Genomic DNA, 17,308 nt, shown 5'->3' with positions numbered 1-17,308 from the left:
GGGGTCTTCTCCGCCGACCGCGTCGACCCGGGCACCGCGGTGCTGCTGCCGCTCGTGCCCGAGGACCCGGCCGCCACCGGTGACGTGCTGGACCTGGGCTGCGGGTGGGCGCGTCCGGCCTCAGCCCTCGGACAGCACGCCCTCGGCGGCGTCGGCGTCCTCCACGTCCTCGCGGGTGATGCCCAGCAGCGGCAGCACCGCGTCCAGGTAGGGCACGTTGAGGGCGGCGTCGGCCTGCTCGCGCACCACCGGCTTGGCGTTGAAGGCGATGCCCAGCCCGGCCGCGTCGATCATGTCCAGGTCGTTGGCGCCGTCGCCGATCGCGACCGTGCGCGCCAGCGGCACGCCCTCCGCGGCGGCGAACTCGCGCAGCGCCGCGGCCTTCGCCGCGCGGTCCACCACCGGCCCCAGGACCCGGCCGGTGAACGTGCCGTGCACCACCTGCAGCCGGTTGGCCCGCACGTGCGCGATGCCCAGCGACGCGGCCAGCGGCCCCACCACCTCCAGGAAGCCGCCGGAGACCAGCGCCAGGGTGAAGCCCAGGCGGTGCAGCGTGCGGCACAGGGTGCGCGCCCCGGGGGTCAGCTGGACGGCGCGGCGCACCTCCTCCACCACGTCCACGGACAGGCCCTCCAGGCACGCCACCCGCTCGCGCAGCGAGGCGGCGAAGTCCAGCTCCCCGCGCATGGCCCGCTCGGTGACGGCGGCCACCTCCGCCTCCCGCCCGGCGTGGGCGGCCAGCAGCTCGATGACCTCCTGGCGGATGAGGGTGGAGTCGACGTCCATGACGACCAGGCGCCGGCCCAGGCGCGCCAGGCCGCCGGGGGAGACGGCCGCGTCCAGGCCGTGCCGGCCCGCCTCGCGCGCCAGCGTGCGGCGCAGGTCCCGCAGGTCGGCGGCGGTGCCGTCGGTCGACACGTCCAGCTCGACGCTGGTGACGGGGTGGCGGCCCATCCGGCGGATGCGGTCCACGTTCGCGCCGCGCTCGGCCAGCACGGCCGTCACGTGCGCCACGGCCGCCGGCAGCAGAGGCGCCCCCAGCAGCGTCACGTGCAGGCGCTGCGGCCGGCGCGGCGGCTCGGCGTGCGAGGCGGTGGCGCCGACCGACAGGTCGGCGCCGGCCAGGGCCGCCACGGCCCGCTCCACGACGCCCTCGCCGGGGCAGGTCACCAGCGCGGACAGGGTCAGGTGGCCGCCGACGACGACCTGCTCGACGTCCAGGACCTCCGCCCCCGTGGGCGTCAGCGCCCGGAACAGGGCCGAGGTCACCCCGGGGCGGTCCCGACCGGTGACCGTGACCAGGACGGTGCGCGCGGGGCCCGCCGCGCTCGCGGCGGGCGCGGGGGACGGGGAGGTGGTCGCCGGCACGCGGGCACAGTACCGGCGCCACCGGTGACGCCGGTGTCACCCGTGACGACGGGCGGGCGGCGGCACCCGCCGCCCGCCCGCGCTCAGCCGCGGTTCTTCTCGTCCCGCCAGGCCAGCCAGTCGCGCACCGCGCCCATGTCGAAGTCCGGCCCGCCCGTGGAGACGGTGATGAACCGGGCGCCGGCCGCGTGGTACGCGTCGCCCACCTGCGCCGGGTCGGCGCCGGAGTCCAGGCCGATCGAGCGCTCCACCTCCAGCGGGTCGCGGCCGATCTCGGCGCACCGCTCGTCCAGGACGGCGCACTTGCGGGCGAAGGTGTCCACGTCGCCGAAGCCGTGCCACACGTCGGCGTGGCGGGCGACGATCCGCAGCGTCTTCTGCTCCCCGCCGCCGCCGATGAGGACCGGGATGTCGCGGGTGGGCGCGGGGTTCAGCTTCGCCCAGCGCGCCTCGATGCGCGGCAGGTCCTCGCGCAGCTTGTCCAGCCGGCCGCCGGCGGTGCCGAACTCGTAGCCGTACTCGTCGTAGTCCTTCTGGAACCAGCCCGAGCCGATGCCCAGGACCAGGCGGCCGGTGCCGCTGTCGTGGGCGGAGACGTGGTCGACCGTGCGGGCCATGTCGGCCAGCAGCTCGGGGTTGCGGTAGCTGTTGCAGGTCACCAGGGCGCCCAGCTCGACGCGCTCGGTGGCCTCGGCCCAGGCGGCGAGCATCGTCCAGCACTCGAAGTGCAGGCCCTCGGGCTCGCCGTACAGCGGGTAGAAGTGGTCCCAGTTGAGCAGGACGTCCACGCCGAGCTCCTCGGCGCGGGCCGCGGCGGCGCGGATCGCCGGGTAGTCGGCGTGCTGGGGCTGCACCTGCACCCCGATCCGCACCGGGCGCGGGTCGGCGGCGGCGGCGCTGGCGGCGGGCGAGCTGGCGGAGGACGTGTCGGTCCCCGCGGTGTCGGAGGTCATGGCGCCGACTCTGCCGCACCCCGCGCCCGCCCGCGAGGGGCCGGCGCGGGAGCGTCGGGGCCGGCGCGCCGGGTCAGGGGCGGACGACCTGCCCCTTGCCGACGACGGTGATGCCGGACTCGGTGACCGTGAACCCGCGCGCCCGGTCCTCCTCCGGGTCCACCCCGATGCGGGCGTCGTCGGGGACCTCCACGAACTTGTCGACGATGGCGCGCTGCACCACGGCGTGCCGGCCCACCCGCACGCCGTCCATGAGCACCGACTCGCTGACGTGGCCCCAGGAGTCCAGCCGCACGTTCGGCGAGACCACCGACTTCTCCACCAGCGCACCGGAGACGACCGTGCCGCCGGAGATGATGGAGTTCACCGCGTGCCCGTAGGTGCCCTGCCAGCCGTGCACGAACTTCGCCGGCGGGAAGAAGTCCTGCGCCGCGATGATCGGCCAGTCGTAGTTGTAGAGGTTGAAGACCGGCATCACCGAGATGAGGTCCATCTGGGCCTCGAAGTAGCTGTCGATCGTCCCCACGTCGCGCCAGTACGCGCGGTCGCGGTCGGTGGCGCCGGGGACGTCGTTGTCCTTGAAGTCGTAGACGTTCGCCAGCCCCCGCTCGACGAAGTCGGGGACGATGTCACCGCCCATGTCGTGCTTGGAGTCCTGCTCGTCCGCGTCGCGGGTCACCGCGTCCACGAGCGCCTCGGCGTCGAAGACGTAGTTGCCCATCGAGGCCAGCACCTGGTCGGGGGCGTCGTCCAGGCCCTGCGGGTTCTTCGGCTTCTCCAGGAACTGCTCGATGCGGCCGCTGCCGTCGTGGGCGGTCTGGATGACGCCGAACTGGTCGGCCAGCGAGATGGGCTGGCGGATCGCCGCGACGGTGCACGGGGCGCCGGAGGCCACGTGCGCCTCGACCATCTGCGAGAAGTCCATCCGGTACACGTGGTCGGCGCCGACCACGACGACGATGTCGGGGCGCTCGTCGCTGATGAGGTTCATCGACTGGTAGATGGCGTCGGCGCTGCCCAGGTACCAGCGCTTGCCGACGCGCTGCTGCGCGGGCACGGAGGCGATGTAGCTGCCGAACAGGTTCGACATCCGCCACGACTGGGAGATGTGCCGGTCCAGGCTGTGGGACTTGTACTGCGTCAGCACGACGATCTTGCGGTACCCCGCGTTGACCAGGTTGGACAGCGCGAAGTCGATGAGCCGGTACGTGCCGCCGAAGGGCACGGCCGGTTTGGCGCGGTCGGCGGTCAGCGGCATGAGCCGCTTGCCCTCCCCGCCGGCGAGGACGATCGCGAGGACCTTCGGAGCAGCCACCCTCCGCACCATAGGGCCGCGGGGCCCCGCGCACACGCGGCGCGCGCGATCTCCCCGGCCCGGGCGCGGCGGCGCGTCGGCGGTACGGTGACCGCCCCACCGGCGGGACGCGCGACAGGAGCCACCATGCGGATCGACCTGATGACGAAGGAGTACCCGCCGGAGGTGTACGGCGGGGCCGGGGTGCACGTGGCCGAGCTCGTGCGCGCCCTGCGCGCCAGCGCGGCCGCCCCCGACGTGCGGGTGCGCTGCTTCGGCGCCCCCCGGGACGAGGCCGGCGTCACCGCCTACGCCGAGCCGGCGGAGCTGGCCGGCGCCAACGCGGCGCTGCGCACCCTGGGCGCGGACCTGCCGATGGCCTCCGACGCCGCCGGCGCGGACCTGGTGCACTCGCACACCTGGTACGCCAACACCGCTGGGCACCTGGCCTCCCTGCTGCACGGCGTGCCGCACGTGGTCACCGCGCACAGCCTGGAGCCGCTGCGGCCGTGGAAGGCCGAGCAGCTCGGTGGCGGGTACGCGCTGTCCAGCTGGGCCGAGCGCACCGCCTACGAGGCCGCCGCGGCCGTCGTGGCCGTCAGCGCCGGCATGCGCGCGGACATCCTGCGCAGCTACCCGGCGCTGGACCCCGGCCGCGTGCACGTCGTCCACAACGGCATCGACGCCGAGGAGTGGACGCCCGTGGCCGGCCGCGACCTCGTGCGCGCCAACGGCGTGGACCCGGACCGGCCCAGCGTCGTCTTCGTCGGGCGCATCACCCGCCAGAAGGGCCTGCCGCACCTGCTGCGCGCCGCGGCCCAGCTGCCGCCGGAGGTGCAGCTGGTGCTGTGCGCCGGCGCCCCCGACACCCCGGAGATCGCCGCGGAGGTCGCCGGGCTGGTCGCCGACCTGCGCGCCACCCGCAGCGGCGTCGTGCACCTGGACCGGCACCTGTCGCGCGCGGAGCTGCTGGAGCACCTGTCGCAGGCCACCGTCTTCGTCTGCCCCTCGGTGTACGAGCCGCTGGGCATCGTCAACCTCGAGGCCATGGCCTGCGGGGCGGCCGTCGTGGGCACCGCCACGGGCGGCATCCCCGAGGTCGTCGAGGACGGCGTCACCGGCTGGCTGGTGCCCATCGAGCAGGTCGAGGACGGCACCGGCGCGCCCGTGGACCCCGACCGGTTCGTCGCCGACCTGGCCGCGGCGCTGACCGAGGCCGTCGCCGACCCCGACCGCGCCCGCGAGCGCGGCGCCGCGGGCCGCCGCCGGGCCGTGGAGCGCTTCGCGTGGACGGCGATCGCCGAGCGCACCCTCGACGTCTACCGCTCGGTGCTGCCCGGCTGAGGCCGCCCGGGGGCCGTGGGCGGGGGATGGTCACCGGGCGGGGTCGGCGGGCGGGTGACAGCATCGCGACGTGCCCAGGATCACCGCGGTCGAGCCCGTCCTCCCGCCGCACACCTACCCGCAGGAGCGGATCACCGACGCCCTGGCGCCCCTCCTGGCGCGCGAGGAGGGCGCCGAGCGGCTGATGCGCCGCCTGCACGCCGCCAGCGGCGTCGAGCAGCGGTCGCTGGCGCTGCCCCTGGAGCGCTACGCCGAGCCGCGCTCCTTCGACACCAGCAACGGCCTGTTCGCCGAGCTGGCCCTGGACCTCGCCGAGCGGGCGCTGAAGGGCGCCCTGGCGCGCGCCGGCCTGCACCCGACCGACGTGGACTTCCTGCTCTTCACCACCGTCACGGGCGTGACCGCCCCCTCGGTGGACGCCCTGCTCGTCCAGCGCGCCGGCCTGCGCCCCGACGTCACCCGGCTGCCCTCCTTCGGGCTGGGCTGCGTGGCCGGGGCCGCGGGACTGGCCCGCGTGCACGACCACCTCGTCGGCCACCCCGACCAGGTGGGCGTGCTGCTGTCGGTGGAGCTGTGCTCGCTGACGCTGCAGCACGACGACCCCTCCACCGCCAACCTCGTCGCCAGCGGCCTGTTCGGCGACGGGGCGGCCGCGGTCGTCGTCCTGGGCGACGAGCGCGCCCGCGCGCACCGACCGCCGCCCGGCGCCCCGGAGGACCCCGTCGGGCTGGACGTGCTGACCACCCGCAGCCGCGTGCACCCGGACTCGGCGGATGCCCTGGGCTGGCACGTGGGCAGCACCGGCTTCCGCATCGTGCTGTCGGCCGACCTGCCGCGCCTGGTGGCCGGCGCCCTGCCCGCCGACGTGCACGCCCTGCTCGGCGGGCACGGGCTCGCGGTGGGCGACGTGGCGCACTGGCTCGTCCACGCCGGCGGGCCGAAGGTGCTCGACGGCGTGGCCGGCTGCCTGGGCCTGGCCGGGGAGGACCTGGAGCGCTCGCGCCGGGCGCTGGCGGAGACGGGCAACCTGTCCAGCTCCTCGGTGCTGCACCAGCTCGCCGACCTGCTGGAGACCGGCCCGCGCGGGGACACCGTCCTGCTGGCCGTGGGTCCCGGCGTGAGCACCGAGGTGCTCCTGCTGCGCCCGGCCGCGCAGCGGGCCGCGCTCGCGCCGCGCGGGAGCGTGGGGGAGGCGGCGTGACCTCGGTCCTGTGGTTCACCGCCCTGGTCGTGGCCACCGGCCTGGAGCGGCTGGCCGAGCTGGTCGTGTCCACCCGCAACGCCCGCTGGTCCTCCGCCCGCGGCGGCGTGGAGAGCGGGCGCGGGCACTTCGGGCCGATGGTCGTCCTGCACACCGGCCTGCTGGTGGCGTGCGTGGCCGAGGTCGTCCTGCTGGACCGCCCCTTCCTGCCGTGGCTGGGGTGGAGCGCCCTGGTGCTGGCGCTGGCCAGCCAGGGGCTGCGCTGGTGGTGCATCACGGCGCTGGGGCCGCGCTGGAACACGCGCGTCATCGTCGTGCCGGGCCTGGCGCCGGTCACCCGCGGGCCGTACCGCCTGCCGTGGCTGCGCCACCCCAACTACGTGGCCGTCGTCGTGGAGGGCGTGGCGCTGCCGCTGGTGCACACCGCGTGGCTGACCGCGCTGGTCTTCAGCGTCCTCAACGCGGTGCTGCTGCTGGGCTTCCGGCTGCCGGCCGAGGAGCGGGCCCTGGCCACCCTGCCGCCGGCGCGCGCCGAGGTCCGCTGAGCACCGCTGGGCCCGGCGGCACCTCAGCCGCGGACGGGCTCGGTGTGCGCGTTGACGGCCGCGGTCACCGCGCGCCGGGCCACCGCGCCCACCTCGCGCAGGGCCCGCGCCCGCGACGCCGCCTCGTGGCTGGTGATCGCCGCGCCGTCGTCCTCGCTGGCCAGCTCGACGATCGCCAGCACCCGCGCGGCCGTCTGCAGCACCCGCGCGGCCCGCGGCGGCAGCCCCGGCGGCACCGCGTCGGGCGCCAGCGCGCCGTCGCGCACGGCGGCGATGCGGTCGGCGGCGTCCTCGCGCCAGCGGGCCACGTCCAGCGAGGCCAGGGCCTGCGTGGCCGTGCCCAGCGCGAGGCGCAGCTCGCGCTCGGAGTCGGCCACGCTGGAGGACTCCGGCGCCCGGCGCGGCGCGGCCGCCAGCACCGACCACGTCACGTGCGCGCCCGGCTCCCACACCGACCCGAACTCGGCGACCTCCGGCAGCAGCGCCCACCGCTGCGCGCTGCCCGCGACCTCCGCCACGACGCACTCGCCGGCCTCCAGCGCGGCGACGTTCACCGGCGGCGGGCCGGGCAGGCCCCGCGGGTCGCCCGGCACCGGCAGCACCACGAGCAGCTGCGCGCCCGGGCACTCGGCCAGAGCGGCCAGCAGCAGCGCCAGGTCGCCGTCGCGGGCCGCGGGCAGCCCCGGCAGGTCGGGCGCGGTGGCGTCCCAGCGCACCGCGTGCGGCTCGTCGTCGCGCACGACGGCGGTCACCGCGGCCTGCAGGCCGGCGGTCCCGGCGAGCACCCCGGTGCCCCAGGCGGCCAGGCGCGCGGAGCGTGGCAGGTCCAGCACGCGCAGGAGCCTACGACCGCCGCCGGCCCGCTCGGCGCGGGTGGGCGCGGACCGGCGCGGGCCGCTGGCTAGGGTCGCGGCCATGAGCGACGTGCTGGACCTGCAGGCCGTGACCGTCCGCCGCAGCGGGAACGTCCTGCTCGACGCCGTCGACCTGCAGGTGGCCGACGGTGAGCGCTGGGTCGTCCTCGGCCCCAACGGCGCCGGCAAGTCCACCCTGCTGTCCGTGGCCGCCGGCCGGCTGTTCCCCACCAGCGGCACGGCCGCCGTGCTGGGGGAGGTCCTGGGCCGCGTCGACGTCTTCGAGCTGCGCCCGCGCATCGGCCTGGCCAGCACCGACCTGGCGCGCGCCGTGCCCGGCGGCGAGCGGGTGCGCGACGTCGTGGTCACCGCCGCCTACGGCGTCACCGGCCGCTGGCAGGAGGCCTACGACCCCGGTGACGAGGAGCGCGCCGCCGACCTGCTCGGGCTGCTGGGCGTCGGCCACCTCGCGGACCGGCGCTTCGGCACCCTGTCCGACGGCGAGCGCAAGCGCGTGCAGATCGCCCGCGCCCTCATGACCGACCCCGAGCTGCTGCTGCTCGACGAGCCCGCCGGCGGCCTCGACCTCGGCGGCCGCGAGGACCTGCTGCGGCGCCTGACGGGGCTGGCCGCCGACCCGGCCGCCCCGGCGTCGGTGATGGTCACCCACCACGTGGAGGAGGTCCCCGTCGGCACCACGCACGCGCTGCTGCTGCGCGCCGGCCGGGTCGTCGCCGCCGGCCCGCTGGGGGACGTCCTCACCGCCGACCGGCTGGGCGAGACGTTCGGGCTGGCGCTGCGCCTGGAGCGCCGCGACGGCCGCTTCAGCGCCCGCGCCGCCTGATCCCCCGGGCCCGGCGCCGGGGGTCAGCGCCGGGGGGGTCAGCGCTGCGGGTTCACGGCCACAGCCGCGTCTGCCGGTGGCCGCCGCTCTCGTCACGGTCGTAGCGCAGCCGCAGGTGCTGGCCGTCGCCGGAGGCCTGCCAGAACTCCAGCCGGCTGGCGTCCACGCCCCACAGCCGCCACGTGGGGGCCACCACGTGCGGTTCCACCCGCAGCAGGTCGGTGGCGTCGCCCAGCTCGTCGGCCAGCTCCCCCTCGTGGCGCAGCGCCTCGCTCTGGCGGGCCACCAGCGCGTCGGCGCGCACCTGTGCGGGCCGGCCGAGGAAGTCCGCGGCCGTGCGCTCGGGGTCGGCCAGGCGCACCCCGCCGCGCACCCGCACCTGCCGGCCGCGCTGGGGCCAGTGGAAGACCAGCGCCGCCACCGGCACCCGGTCCAGCTGCCGGCCCTTGGGGCTGACCGCCGAGGAGGCCACCCACAGCGCGGACTCGTCGACGTCGCGCAGCACCACCACCCGCGCGTCCGGGCGCCCCGCGGGGTCCACGGTCGCCAGCGTCAGCGCGTGCGGGTCGGGCACGCCCGCGGCCACCGCGTCGCCCAGCCACGCCAGGAACAGCTCCAGCGGGTCGGCCGGGGCGTCCTCGGGGTCGAAGGGCGGCGGGTCCGCGCGCAGCAGCGGCAGGCCCTCGAGCCAGTCGCGCACCGAGCCTCCCGGCCCGTCCACCCCGGGCGCGGGCGGGTGCGGCTGCGGGCGCGAGGTCGTGCTGGACACGAGGCGACGGTACTGCCGCCCCGCGGCCCCCGCCGACCGCCGCGACCCCGGGGCGTGTCAGGGGCCGACGTCCCACAGCGCCCGGTAGAAGGTCGTGCGCGCCGCGCGCGCCGGGTCGGCCGGGTCGACGCCGTAGGAGGTCAGCAGCAGGTCCTCCCAGCCGGGGCCGTAGTTCCACGTCGTCGCCAGGGTCGCCACCGCCAGGTCGGCCCAGCGGTCGGCCACGCCCAGCGCGCCGAGGTCCACGTGCCCGGCGACCAGGGCGCCGCCCCTGCCGTCGTCGCGCAGCAGCGTGTTCGGCGAGCAGGCGTCGCCGTGGCAGACGACCAGCCGGTCCACCGGCGGCTGCGGGGGCAGGCGGGTCACGTCGCCCACCGCGGCGATCCGCCGGCGCGCCACCGACCAGTCGAAGGGGCAGGAGGCCACCGGCAGCGCCTCGTGCAGCGCCCGCAGCCCCCGCCCCAGCGCCGCCACGGCCGCCGCCGGGCGCGCCCGCCAGCGCGGCGCCACGGCGCTCTCGCCGTCCAGGGCCTGCGTCACCAGCCACGCCTCCCCGGCGGCGGTGCGGCCGGCGTCCAGCACGCGCGGCACCGGTGTCCAGCGCACCACCCACGCCAGCTTGCGCGCCTCCGCACGCAGGTCCAGCGGCGCCCCGGGCGGGGCGTGCTTGACGTAGCGCGCGGGCGCGCCGCCCGTCGCGGCCACGCGGAACGTCGTCCCGCCCACCTCGTTGCGCCACACCGGCTCCACCGCCGCCCCGCCGGCCAGGCGGCGCACCACGGCGGGCACGGCCAGCCCCTCCACGCGCAGGCCCGCCACGTCGAGGGGACCCGCAGCGCCGGGCGGGCCCGGTGCCGGTGCGCCGTCGTCGGTCACCGGGCGAGGCTAGACCGCCCGCCGGTCAGCCCGCGGAGCCCGTCGAGCCCGCGGCGTCCAGCTCGTCGGCCAGACGCTGCACCATGTCCACGTACCACTCGGCGCGGTTGTAGCGGTACAGCGCGCGCCGCTCCCCGTCGCGGCCCCGGCCGCCGCCGTTGGCGCACAGGTAGTTCGCGGCCGAGCGCACCGCGTCCGCCGGCGACCACACGTCCGCGGTCCCGTCCCCGTCGCCGTCCACGCCGTAGGCGGCGAACGTCGCCGGCATGAACTGCATCGGGCCCTCCGCCCCGGCGGAGGAGGGACCGTTGTTCCGCCCGTGCCCGCTCTCCACCTGCCCGACCGCGGTCAGCAGCGCCACCCGCATCCCCGGGCAGGTCGCCGCACCCGCGGCGTACAGCGCGCCCCAGTCCGCCGGGGCGGGCCGGGCGTGCACGGCGGCCGCCCCGGCGCTGGCCCGGGCCGCCAGTTCCGCCGCCGCGGCCCGCGCCCGCTCCAGCTCCCGGGCGGCGTCCTCGGCGGCCTGCAGGCGGCCCGCCTCCTCGTCGAGCGCGGCGACCCGCTCCTGGGCGCGCGCCAGGGCGTCGGCCATCCGCACCGACTGCTCGGCGACGTCCCGCAGGCCCGCCACGGCGGCCAGCGCGTCGGCGTCGGCCTCGTCGGCGGCGGCGCCGCCGGTGACCGCGACCCGCTCGGCGGCCCGCTGCTCGCGCACGCCGCGCCGGCCGGCGGCCTGCACCGCGAGGTCGCGCCCGCGCACGGCGGCGACGGGGTCGCCGCCCTCGGCCAGCGAGCGCAGCGCCGTCCAGGCGCGCGAGCGCGTCACCGGGGTGCCCCCGGCCATGTAGAGGGAGCGGACGCGGCGGGTCGCGGCCCCGGCGGCCTCGTCGGCCTCGGCGGCGGCGCGGGAGGCGGCGACCTCGGCGCGGATCCCCGCCGAGACGGCGTCGGTGACGGCCCGGCGCTGGCGCTCCAGCGCCGCGCGCACGTCCTCCACCCGGGCGGTGGCCTCGCGCGCGGCGTCCCGGGCGCGCCCGGCCTCCGCGCGCGCCTGCGCCGCCGTCCGGGCGCCGCTCGACGAGCCGGAGGAGCCGGAGGAGCCCGCGGCGGGGGAGGCGGCCGCCGGAGCGCACAGGACGGCGGCGCCGGTCAGGACGGCGGCCACCGCGGTCAGCGCCCTCGCGGGCGCGCTGCTCCTCCGGGACGTCCGGCGACGGGTGGCGGCCACGCCGGGGCATCGACGCCCGCGGCGCCTGCCTTGAGCCCGCCGAGAAGTCCGGCGCCACCCGCCCGGCGGGTCGATGTCACGCAACGTACTTGTCTGGCTGCACAGGCGGACGTCGGCGCACTATGCTCGCGGACCGTCGGGACGGCCGACGGTGCACCGCACCACCCTCGGCAGCACGACCGCACCACCACGACCCGCGGCGTCGCGGGCCCGTGCGCACCCGCTGCGGCGGGACCGGGCCCGTCGCCCGGCACCGCAGCAGCAGGAGGAGCCCGCCCGTGAGCGACCCCCGGCTCCGTCACCGGCGCGCACCCGCGCCGCCGGTGGAGCGCGCCGCCGGGGAGCTCGTCGCCGGGACCACCGGGCCGGCACCACCGACCGGCACCGCCGACGCGGCCGGCTGGTCGGAGCGGCTGGACGCCCTGCTCGCCGCGCCGGAGTCGCTGCGGCTGGTGCTGCACCCCCTCGTCGACCTCGCCGCCGCGCGGGTGGCCGGCCACGAGGTGCTCTCCCGCGTCGACCTGCCCGCCCCGGCCCGGTCCGGCGCCCCGGCGCACGAGGCGCCCGCCCCGGCCGGCCCCGAGCGGTGGTTCGACGCCGCGCGTGCGCTGGGCCGCGCGGCCGAGCTGGACGCGCTGGTCCTGCGCCGCGCGGTGGGCCTGCGGGCCCGCACCCCCCACGGGCAGTTCCTCACCGTCAACGCCAGCCCCACCTCGCTGCTCGACGGCCGCGTCCTGGACGTCCTGCTCGGCGCCGGTGACCTGTCGGGCGTCGTGCTGGAGGTCACCGAGCACGCCGACTGCCAGCCGGAGGCGCTGCTGGAGCCGCTGCGCGCGCTGCGGGCCCGCGGGGCCGTCGTCGCGCTGGACGACGTGGGCACCGCCCACTCCGGGCTGCTGCGGATGGCCGTCCTGCGCCCGGAGGTCGTCAAGGTCGACCTGCAGCTGGTCCGCGGCCTGGAGGGCGACGTCGTGCGGCGCACCCTCGTGCAGCTGCTGGGCGAGTGCGCCGGGCGCCTGGACGCCTGGGTGGTCGCCGAGGGCGTGGAGACCCCGGCCGAGCTGGACGTGCTGCGCGGCATGGGCGTGCCGCTGGTCCAGGGGCACCTGCTGGCCCGCCCGGAGCCGCGCTTCCAGTCCCTGTCGCCGCGGGCGCTGGAGCACCTGCGCCGCGGCACCGGGCGCGGCGGGCCCGCCGGTCCCGAGGGCCGCCGGGCCGGGGACCTGGCGCGGCGCACCAAGACGAGCCGCTCGCTGCCGGAGGCCGCCGGGGTGGCGGGCACCGAGCGCACCACCGTGGTGGTCGTGGACGTGCGCGACGTGCCCGTGGCGCTCGTGGTGCCCGACGAGCGCGACCCCTCGGGGGTGCGCTCGGTCCCCGTGGACGTGACGTTCGCGCCGGAGGACACTGTCCACGACGTCGCCGTGCGCGCCGTCGCCCGCGCCGCCGGGGCCCGCTTCGACCCGCTGGTGTGCACCGACGCCACCGGCCGGTTCGTCGGGGTCGTGGGCGTGGAGGACGTCGTGCTCGACCTGGCGTCGGGGAGCCGCTCCAGCACCGGGGCGGCCGGCCGCAGCGCCGCCCGGTGGCAGCCGGGCGCCGTTGCCCGAGCGCGAGGAGGTGCACCGTGAAGGCGTTCCGCTGCGGGGACGTGCTGCCCGGGTGCCACGAGGAGTTCGTCGGCGCCGACCGCGACAGCGTCCTGGCCCAGGTGGCTCGCCACGCCCGCGAGGTCCACGGCCTGGACGCCGTGCCGCCGGCGGTGGTGGCGCAGGTCGACGCGCAGCTGCGCGACGTCGGCCCCGCGCCCGGCGCCTGAGCGGTCGGGCCGGCCGGCCCGCCGGCCTCAGCCGGCCAGGTGCGCGGGGAAGCCGCCCGTGGCCACCGGGCCCCAGCGCTGCGGGGTGATGCGCAGCAGGCACTTGCCCTGCGCCCGCATCGCCTCGCGGTACTCGTCCCAGTCCGGGTGCTCGCCGGAGATGGACCGGAAGTACTCCACCAGCGGCTCCAGCGCCTCCGGCAGGTCCAGCACCTCCGCCGTGCCGTCCACCTGCACCCACGCGTCGCCGAAGTCGTCGGACAGCGTGAGCAGGCTCACGCGCGGGTCGCGGCGCGCGTTGACCACCTTCGCGCGCGCGGGGTAGGTGGAGACGACGACGCGGCCGGCGGCGTCGACGCCCGCGGTGACGGGCGACAGCTGCGGCGAGCCGTCCGAGCGGTGCGTGAGGAGGACGACGTGGTGGCGGGGACGCAGGAACTCCAGCAGGCCCTCGCGGTCGACGCGGGTGGTGGTGGCGATGGTCCGGGGCACGGACGGGCACGCTACCGGTGCGCGGCGCGCGCGTGAGCGGCGCCGACGCGCGCCGGGTGGGCGTGGAGGAGGAGTTCCTCCTCGTCGACCCGGCCACCGGCGAGGCCCGCCCCAGCGCCCCCGAGCTCGTGGCCGCCGCGCCCGGCGCGCTGGAGCCGGAGCTGCAGCGCGAGCAGGTGGAGACCGGCAGCGCCCCGCACCGCGACGCGGACGCGCTGCTGGCCGACCTGCGCGCCCGTCGCCGGCGCGCGGCCGACGCCGCCGCGCGCGCCGGTGCGCAGCTGGTCGCCCTGGGCACCCACCCGGAGCACGTACGGCCGCGGGTGGCGCCGGGGGAGCGCTACGAGCGGATCGTGGAGCGCTTCGGCGCCCTGGCCGCCGAGCAGCTGACCTGCGGCTGCCACGTCCACGTGGAGGTCGGCGACCGCGAGGAGGGCGTGGCCGTCCTGGACCGGATCGGCCCCTGGCTGCCGGTGCTGCTGGCGCTGAGCGCCAACTCGCCGTACTGGCGCGGGCAGGACACCGGCTACGCCAGCTGGCGCTCGCAGGTGTGGGGCCGCTGGCCCAGCGCCGGGCCCGCCGGCCCCTTCCGCACCGCGGCCCACCACGACGAGCTGCGCGAGCGACTGCTGGCCACCGGCGTCCTGCTGGACGAGGGGATGGTCTACGCCGACGCCCGCCTGTCGGCCGTGCACCCGACGGTGGAGGTGCGGGTGGCCGACGTGTGCCTGCGCGCGGAGGACGCCGCGCTGCTGGCCCGCCTGGTCCGCGCGCTGGTCGAGCGCGCCGCCGCCGACGCGCGCGCCGGCCTGCCCGCGCCCGAGGACCCGCCGCAGCTGCTGCGGCTGACCTCCTGGCGCGCGGCCCGCGACGGCGTGGACGGGCAGCTGGTCTCCCCGTCCGCCGGGCGCCCGGCCCCGGCCGCCGCCGTGGTGGCCGAGCTCGTGGAGCACGTGCGCGGCCCGCTGACCGCCGCCGGCGACCTGGACGCCGTCCGCGCCGGCACGGACGCCGTGCTGGCCCGCGGCACCGGCGCCCGCTGGCAGCGCGAGCGGGCCCGCGCGGCGGGGCTGCCGGCCCTGGTGCGCGAGGCGGCGACGGTCACCCTCGCCTGAGCCTCACCCCGAGGGTGAGCCCTGGGGATCGACCTGCACCTGAGGGTGAGGCGGGACCGGGCGCCGGACCCGCGCCCGCCCGGCGGGCGCCCGCCGAGCGCTGCGCGCACCCTGGTGCGGTGAGCGCACCCGCCCGCGAGTCCGTCTGGGACTACCCCCGCCCCCCGCGCCTGGAACCGGCCGCCCGCCGGGTGCGGGTGCTCGTCGACGGTGTCGTCCTGGCCGACGCCCCCGCCGGTTCCGGCCTGGCCCACCGGGTGCTGGAGACCTCCCACCCGCCGACGTACTACGTCGCCGCGCCGGCGCTGGACGGGCGGCTGCTGCGCCCGGCGGCCGGCAGCAGCTGGTGCGAGTGGAAGGGCCGCGCCTCCTACCTGGACGTCCTGGACGCCGACGGCGGCGTGGTCGCCGCCGGGGCCGCCTGGACCTACCCGGACCCCGTGCCCGCCTACCGCGAGCTGGCCGGGGCGGTCGCCGTGCCCGCCGGGTGCGCGCCCGGGCGCGTGGTGTGCCTGCTGGACGAGGAGGAGGTGCGCCCGCAGCCCGGCGGCTTCTACGGCGGGTGGGTCAGCGACGAGCTCGACGGCCCCTTCAAGGGCGGGCCCGGCACCGCCGGCTGGTGAGCGCCCGCCGGCGGGTGGCCGCCGCGGCATAGCCGTCGCGCGCGCGGTGTTGGCCCCGGCGTGAGCATGGAGAGCGTCGCGTGGTCGGCCGTGTGGCGCAGCAGCGTCCAGCAGCAGGGCCGGGCGTTCTCCCGCGACACCGTGCGCCGCGTGGTCGCCCTGGCCCGCGAGCGCTCGGCGCGCCTGGGCGTCTTCGTCGCCGGCAGCGTCCTGGCCGCCGTCCTGGCCGTCGCCACGCCCGTCCTGGCCGGGCGGGCCGTGGACGCCGTCACCGCCGGCGACGGCGACCTCGTCGTGCGCCTGGCGCTGCTCATCGCGGCGGTGGCGCTGGCCGAGGCCGCCCTCGGGCTGGGCGTGCGGTGGCTGTCGGCCACCCTGGGCGAGGACCTCATCCTCGACCTGCGCCGGCGCGTGTTCGACCACGTGCAGCGCATGCCCGTGGCCTTCTTCACCCGCACCCGCACCGGCGCCCTCGTCAGCCGCCTCAACAGCGACGTCCTGGGCGCCCAGCGCGCCTTCAGCGGCACCCTGTCCGGGATCGTCAGCAACGTCGTCGCGGTCGCCCTGACCGCCGCCGTCATGGTCGGCATCTCCTGGCAGGTCACCGCCCTGGCGCTGGTGCTGCTGCCGGTGTTCGTGCTGCCGGTGCGCCGCGTCGGCCGGCGCCTGGCGGGGCTCTCGCGCGACGCCGCGCAGCTGAACGCGGCGATGACCAACCAGAGCACCGAGCGCTTCTCCGCCCCCGGCGCGACCCTCGTGAAGCTGTTCGGGCGCCCGGAGGAGGAGTCGCGCGCCTTCGCCGCGGCCGCCCGCCGCGTGCGCGACATCGGCGTGCGCACCGCGATGCTGCAGACGGTGTTCGTCACGGCCCTGACGCTGGTGTCGGCGCTGGCCCTGGCGCTGGTCTACGGCGTGGGCGGGCTGGCCGCCGTGGCCGGGCGGCTGGACGCCGGCAGCATCGTCACCCTGGCCCTGCTGCTGACCCGCCTGTACGCGCCGCTGACGGCGCTGGCCAGCGCCCGCACCGACCTGTCCAGCGCGATGGTCAGCTTCGAGCGGGTCTTCGAGGTCCTCGACCTGGAGCCGGCCGTCAAGGAGCGCCCCGGCGCGGTGCCGGCCCCGGCCGGGCCGCTGTCGGTGGAGTTCGACGGCGTGAGCTTCGCCTACCCCTCCGCGACGGAGGTCTCCCTGGCGTCGCTGGAGGACGTCGCCGTCCTGGACCCGCGCGGCGGCGCGCCCGTCCTGCACGACGTGTCCTTCCGCGTGGAGCCGGGGCAGGTGGTCGCGCTCGTCGGCTCCTCCGGCGCGGGCAAGTCGACGCTGGCCTCCCTGGTGGCGCGCCTGTACGACGTCGGTGCGGGGGCCGTGCGGCTGGGCGGGGTGGACGTGCGCGACCTGACCGCGGAGTCGGTCCGGCGCAGCGTCGGCGTCGTCACCCAGGACGGGCACCTGTTCCACGAGTCGCTGCGCGCCAACCTGCGCCTGGCCGCCCCGGACGCGACCGACGCCGAGGTCCTCGAGGCGCTGCACCGCGCCCGCCTCGGCGACCTGGTCGCTGCCCTGCCCGACGGCCTGGACACCGTCGTCGGCGAGCGCGGCTACCGCTTCTCCGGCGGGGAGCGCCAGCGGCTGACCATCGCCCGGTTGCTGCTGGCCCACCCGCGCGTCGTCGTCCTCGACGAGGCGACGGCCTCGCTGGACTCCGACTCCGAGGCGCGCGTGCAGGAGGCGCTGGACGAGGCGCTGGAGGGCCGCACGGCCATCGTCATCGCCCACCGGCTGTCCACGGTCCGCGGCGCCGACCAGATCCTCGTCGTCGAGGGCGGGCGGATCGTCGAGCGCGGCACCCACGCCGAGCTGCTGGCGCTGAGCGGGCGCTACGCCGAGCTGCACGCCACCCAGTTCGCCACCGCCTGACGCGCAGTGTCGGGAGCTCACTGCGTGTCCCCCCAGGGTGCTTGGATGCTGCACCACTGAGGCGTC

Annotated in this window: 17 protein-coding genes and 1 pseudogene; 10 read left to right on the top strand and 8 right to left on the bottom strand. The window is 78.0% G+C overall.

The window, feature by feature from the left end:
- Positions 1-96: pseudogene (locus tag ACRYMY_RS10950) on the top strand (methyltransferase); the annotation flags it as partial.
- A gap of 24 nt (positions 97-120) precedes the next feature.
- Here ACRYMY_RS10950 and serB read toward each other — a convergent pair.
- The 3 genes from serB to glgC form a co-directional block, all read right to left on the bottom strand.
- On the bottom strand, positions 121-1,368 hold the full coding sequence (gene serB, locus ACRYMY_RS10945) for a phosphoserine phosphatase SerB (protein ID WP_432547290.1): 1,248 nt from the start codon (positions 1,366-1,368) through the stop codon (positions 121-123).
- Between the two features lie 83 nt (positions 1,369-1,451).
- On the bottom strand, positions 1,452-2,321 hold the full coding sequence (locus tag ACRYMY_RS10940) for an LLM class F420-dependent oxidoreductase (protein ID WP_432547289.1): 870 nt from the start codon (positions 2,319-2,321) through the stop codon (positions 1,452-1,454).
- Positions 2,322-2,394: 73 nt separating this feature from the next.
- Positions 2,395-3,636, bottom strand: a complete 1,242-nt coding sequence (gene glgC / locus ACRYMY_RS10935; RefSeq protein ID WP_432547288.1) for a glucose-1-phosphate adenylyltransferase — start codon at positions 3,634-3,636, stop codon at positions 2,395-2,397.
- A 126-nt stretch (positions 3,637-3,762) separates the two neighbouring features.
- On the opposite strand from glgC, the gene glgA reads away from it, so the two are divergent.
- The 3 genes from glgA to ACRYMY_RS10920 all read left to right on the top strand — a co-directional run bounded on the left by glgA (position 3,763) and on the right by ACRYMY_RS10920 (position 6,705).
- Entirely contained in the window at positions 3,763-4,959 is a 1,197-nt protein-coding gene (glgA, locus tag ACRYMY_RS10930; protein WP_432547287.1) for a glycogen synthase, read from the top strand.
- 70 nt (positions 4,960-5,029) lie between these two features.
- A complete protein-coding gene (locus ACRYMY_RS10925; protein ID WP_432547286.1) occupies positions 5,030-6,160 on the top strand; it encodes a type III polyketide synthase in 1,131 nt (376 codons plus the stop codon).
- Positions 6,157-6,705, top strand: coding sequence for an isoprenylcysteine carboxyl methyltransferase family protein (locus ACRYMY_RS10920; protein WP_432547285.1), 549 nt, complete (start codon positions 6,157-6,159; stop codon positions 6,703-6,705). The genes ACRYMY_RS10925 and ACRYMY_RS10920 overlap by 4 nt, the downstream gene beginning before the upstream one ends.
- Positions 6,706-6,728: 23 nt before the next feature.
- On the opposite strand, the gene ACRYMY_RS10915 is transcribed toward ACRYMY_RS10920, so the two are convergent.
- Positions 6,729-7,538 (bottom strand): hypothetical protein, encoded by an 810-nt coding sequence (locus tag ACRYMY_RS10915; protein ID WP_432547284.1) that lies wholly within the window; start codon positions 7,536-7,538, stop codon positions 6,729-6,731.
- A gap of 82 nt (positions 7,539-7,620) precedes the next feature.
- Here ACRYMY_RS10915 and ACRYMY_RS10910 point away from each other — a divergent pair, with 82 nt between their 5' ends.
- Positions 7,621-8,403, top strand: a complete 783-nt coding sequence (locus ACRYMY_RS10910; protein ID WP_432547283.1) for an ABC transporter ATP-binding protein — start codon at positions 7,621-7,623, stop codon at positions 8,401-8,403.
- Positions 8,404-8,455: 52 nt separating this feature from the next.
- On the opposite strand, the gene ACRYMY_RS10905 is transcribed toward ACRYMY_RS10910, so the two are convergent.
- From ACRYMY_RS10905 to ACRYMY_RS10895, 3 genes are read right to left on the bottom strand one after another with little or no spacing between them, the layout of a single operon-like run.
- Positions 8,456-9,172, bottom strand: coding sequence for a pyridoxine/pyridoxamine 5'-phosphate oxidase (locus tag ACRYMY_RS10905; protein WP_432547282.1), 717 nt, complete (start codon positions 9,170-9,172; stop codon positions 8,456-8,458).
- A 57-nt stretch (positions 9,173-9,229) separates the two neighbouring features.
- On the bottom strand, positions 9,230-10,048 hold the full coding sequence (locus ACRYMY_RS10900) for a phosphotransferase (RefSeq protein ID WP_432547281.1): 819 nt from the start codon (positions 10,046-10,048) through the stop codon (positions 9,230-9,232).
- 25 nt (positions 10,049-10,073) lie between these two features.
- The gene (locus tag ACRYMY_RS10895) at positions 10,074-11,213 is read right to left on the bottom strand and encodes a lytic transglycosylase domain-containing protein (protein ID WP_432547280.1); all 1,140 of its coding nucleotides are present in this window, start codon (positions 11,211-11,213) and stop codon (positions 10,074-10,076) included.
- A 341-nt stretch (positions 11,214-11,554) separates the two neighbouring features.
- Between ACRYMY_RS10895 and ACRYMY_RS10890 the strand changes: the two genes are divergently transcribed.
- On the top strand, positions 11,555-12,907 hold the full coding sequence (locus tag ACRYMY_RS10890; protein ID WP_432547279.1) for an EAL domain-containing protein: 1,353 nt from the start codon (positions 11,555-11,557) through the stop codon (positions 12,905-12,907).
- Positions 12,904-13,095, top strand: a complete 192-nt coding sequence (locus ACRYMY_RS10885) for a DUF1059 domain-containing protein (RefSeq protein WP_432547278.1) — start codon at positions 12,904-12,906, stop codon at positions 13,093-13,095. Before ACRYMY_RS10890 ends, ACRYMY_RS10885 begins: the two co-directional genes overlap by 4 nt.
- A gap of 27 nt (positions 13,096-13,122) precedes the next feature.
- Here ACRYMY_RS10885 and ACRYMY_RS10880 read toward each other — a convergent pair whose 3' ends face one another.
- A complete protein-coding gene (locus tag ACRYMY_RS10880) occupies positions 13,123-13,587 on the bottom strand; it encodes a PPOX class F420-dependent oxidoreductase (protein WP_432547277.1) in 465 nt (154 codons plus the stop codon).
- Positions 13,588-13,619: 32 nt separating this feature from the next.
- Here ACRYMY_RS10880 and ACRYMY_RS10875 point away from each other — a divergent pair, with 32 nt between their 5' ends.
- From ACRYMY_RS10875 to ACRYMY_RS10865, 3 genes are all read left to right on the top strand, one after another.
- A complete protein-coding gene (locus ACRYMY_RS10875) occupies positions 13,620-14,702 on the top strand; it encodes a carboxylate-amine ligase (protein ID WP_432547276.1) in 1,083 nt (360 codons plus the stop codon).
- 119 nt (positions 14,703-14,821) lie between these two features.
- Positions 14,822-15,325, top strand: a complete 504-nt coding sequence (locus ACRYMY_RS10870; protein ID WP_432547275.1) for a DUF427 domain-containing protein — start codon at positions 14,822-14,824, stop codon at positions 15,323-15,325.
- 60 nt (positions 15,326-15,385) lie between these two features.
- Positions 15,386-17,242: an ABC transporter ATP-binding protein gene (locus ACRYMY_RS10865; protein ID WP_432547274.1), complete on the top strand. Its 1,857-nt coding sequence runs from the start codon at positions 15,386-15,388 to the stop codon at positions 17,240-17,242.
- Positions 17,243-17,308 lie beyond the last annotated feature (66 nt).

Source organism: Kineococcus haloalkalitolerans (assembly GCF_050871905.1).
In the GTDB taxonomy this organism is placed as follows: domain Bacteria; phylum Actinomycetota; class Actinomycetes; order Actinomycetales; family Kineococcaceae; genus Kineococcus.
Note: the sequence above shows the minus strand (reverse complement) of the source record. Positions and strands in the feature narration are given on the sequence as shown.

Bases quoted from the DNA above. Each gene is read 5' to 3' on its own strand.
- ACRYMY_RS10940 (WP_432547289.1), bottom strand. From the start codon at position 2,321: ATGACCTCCGACACCGCGGGGACCGACACGTCCTCCGCCAGCTCGCCC.
- glgA (WP_432547287.1), top strand. From the start codon at position 3,763: ATGCGGATCGACCTGATGACGAAGGAGTACCCGCCGGAGGTGTACGGC.
- ACRYMY_RS10910 (WP_432547283.1), top strand. From the start codon at position 7,621: ATGAGCGACGTGCTGGACCTGCAGGCCGTGACCGTCCGCCGCAGCGGG.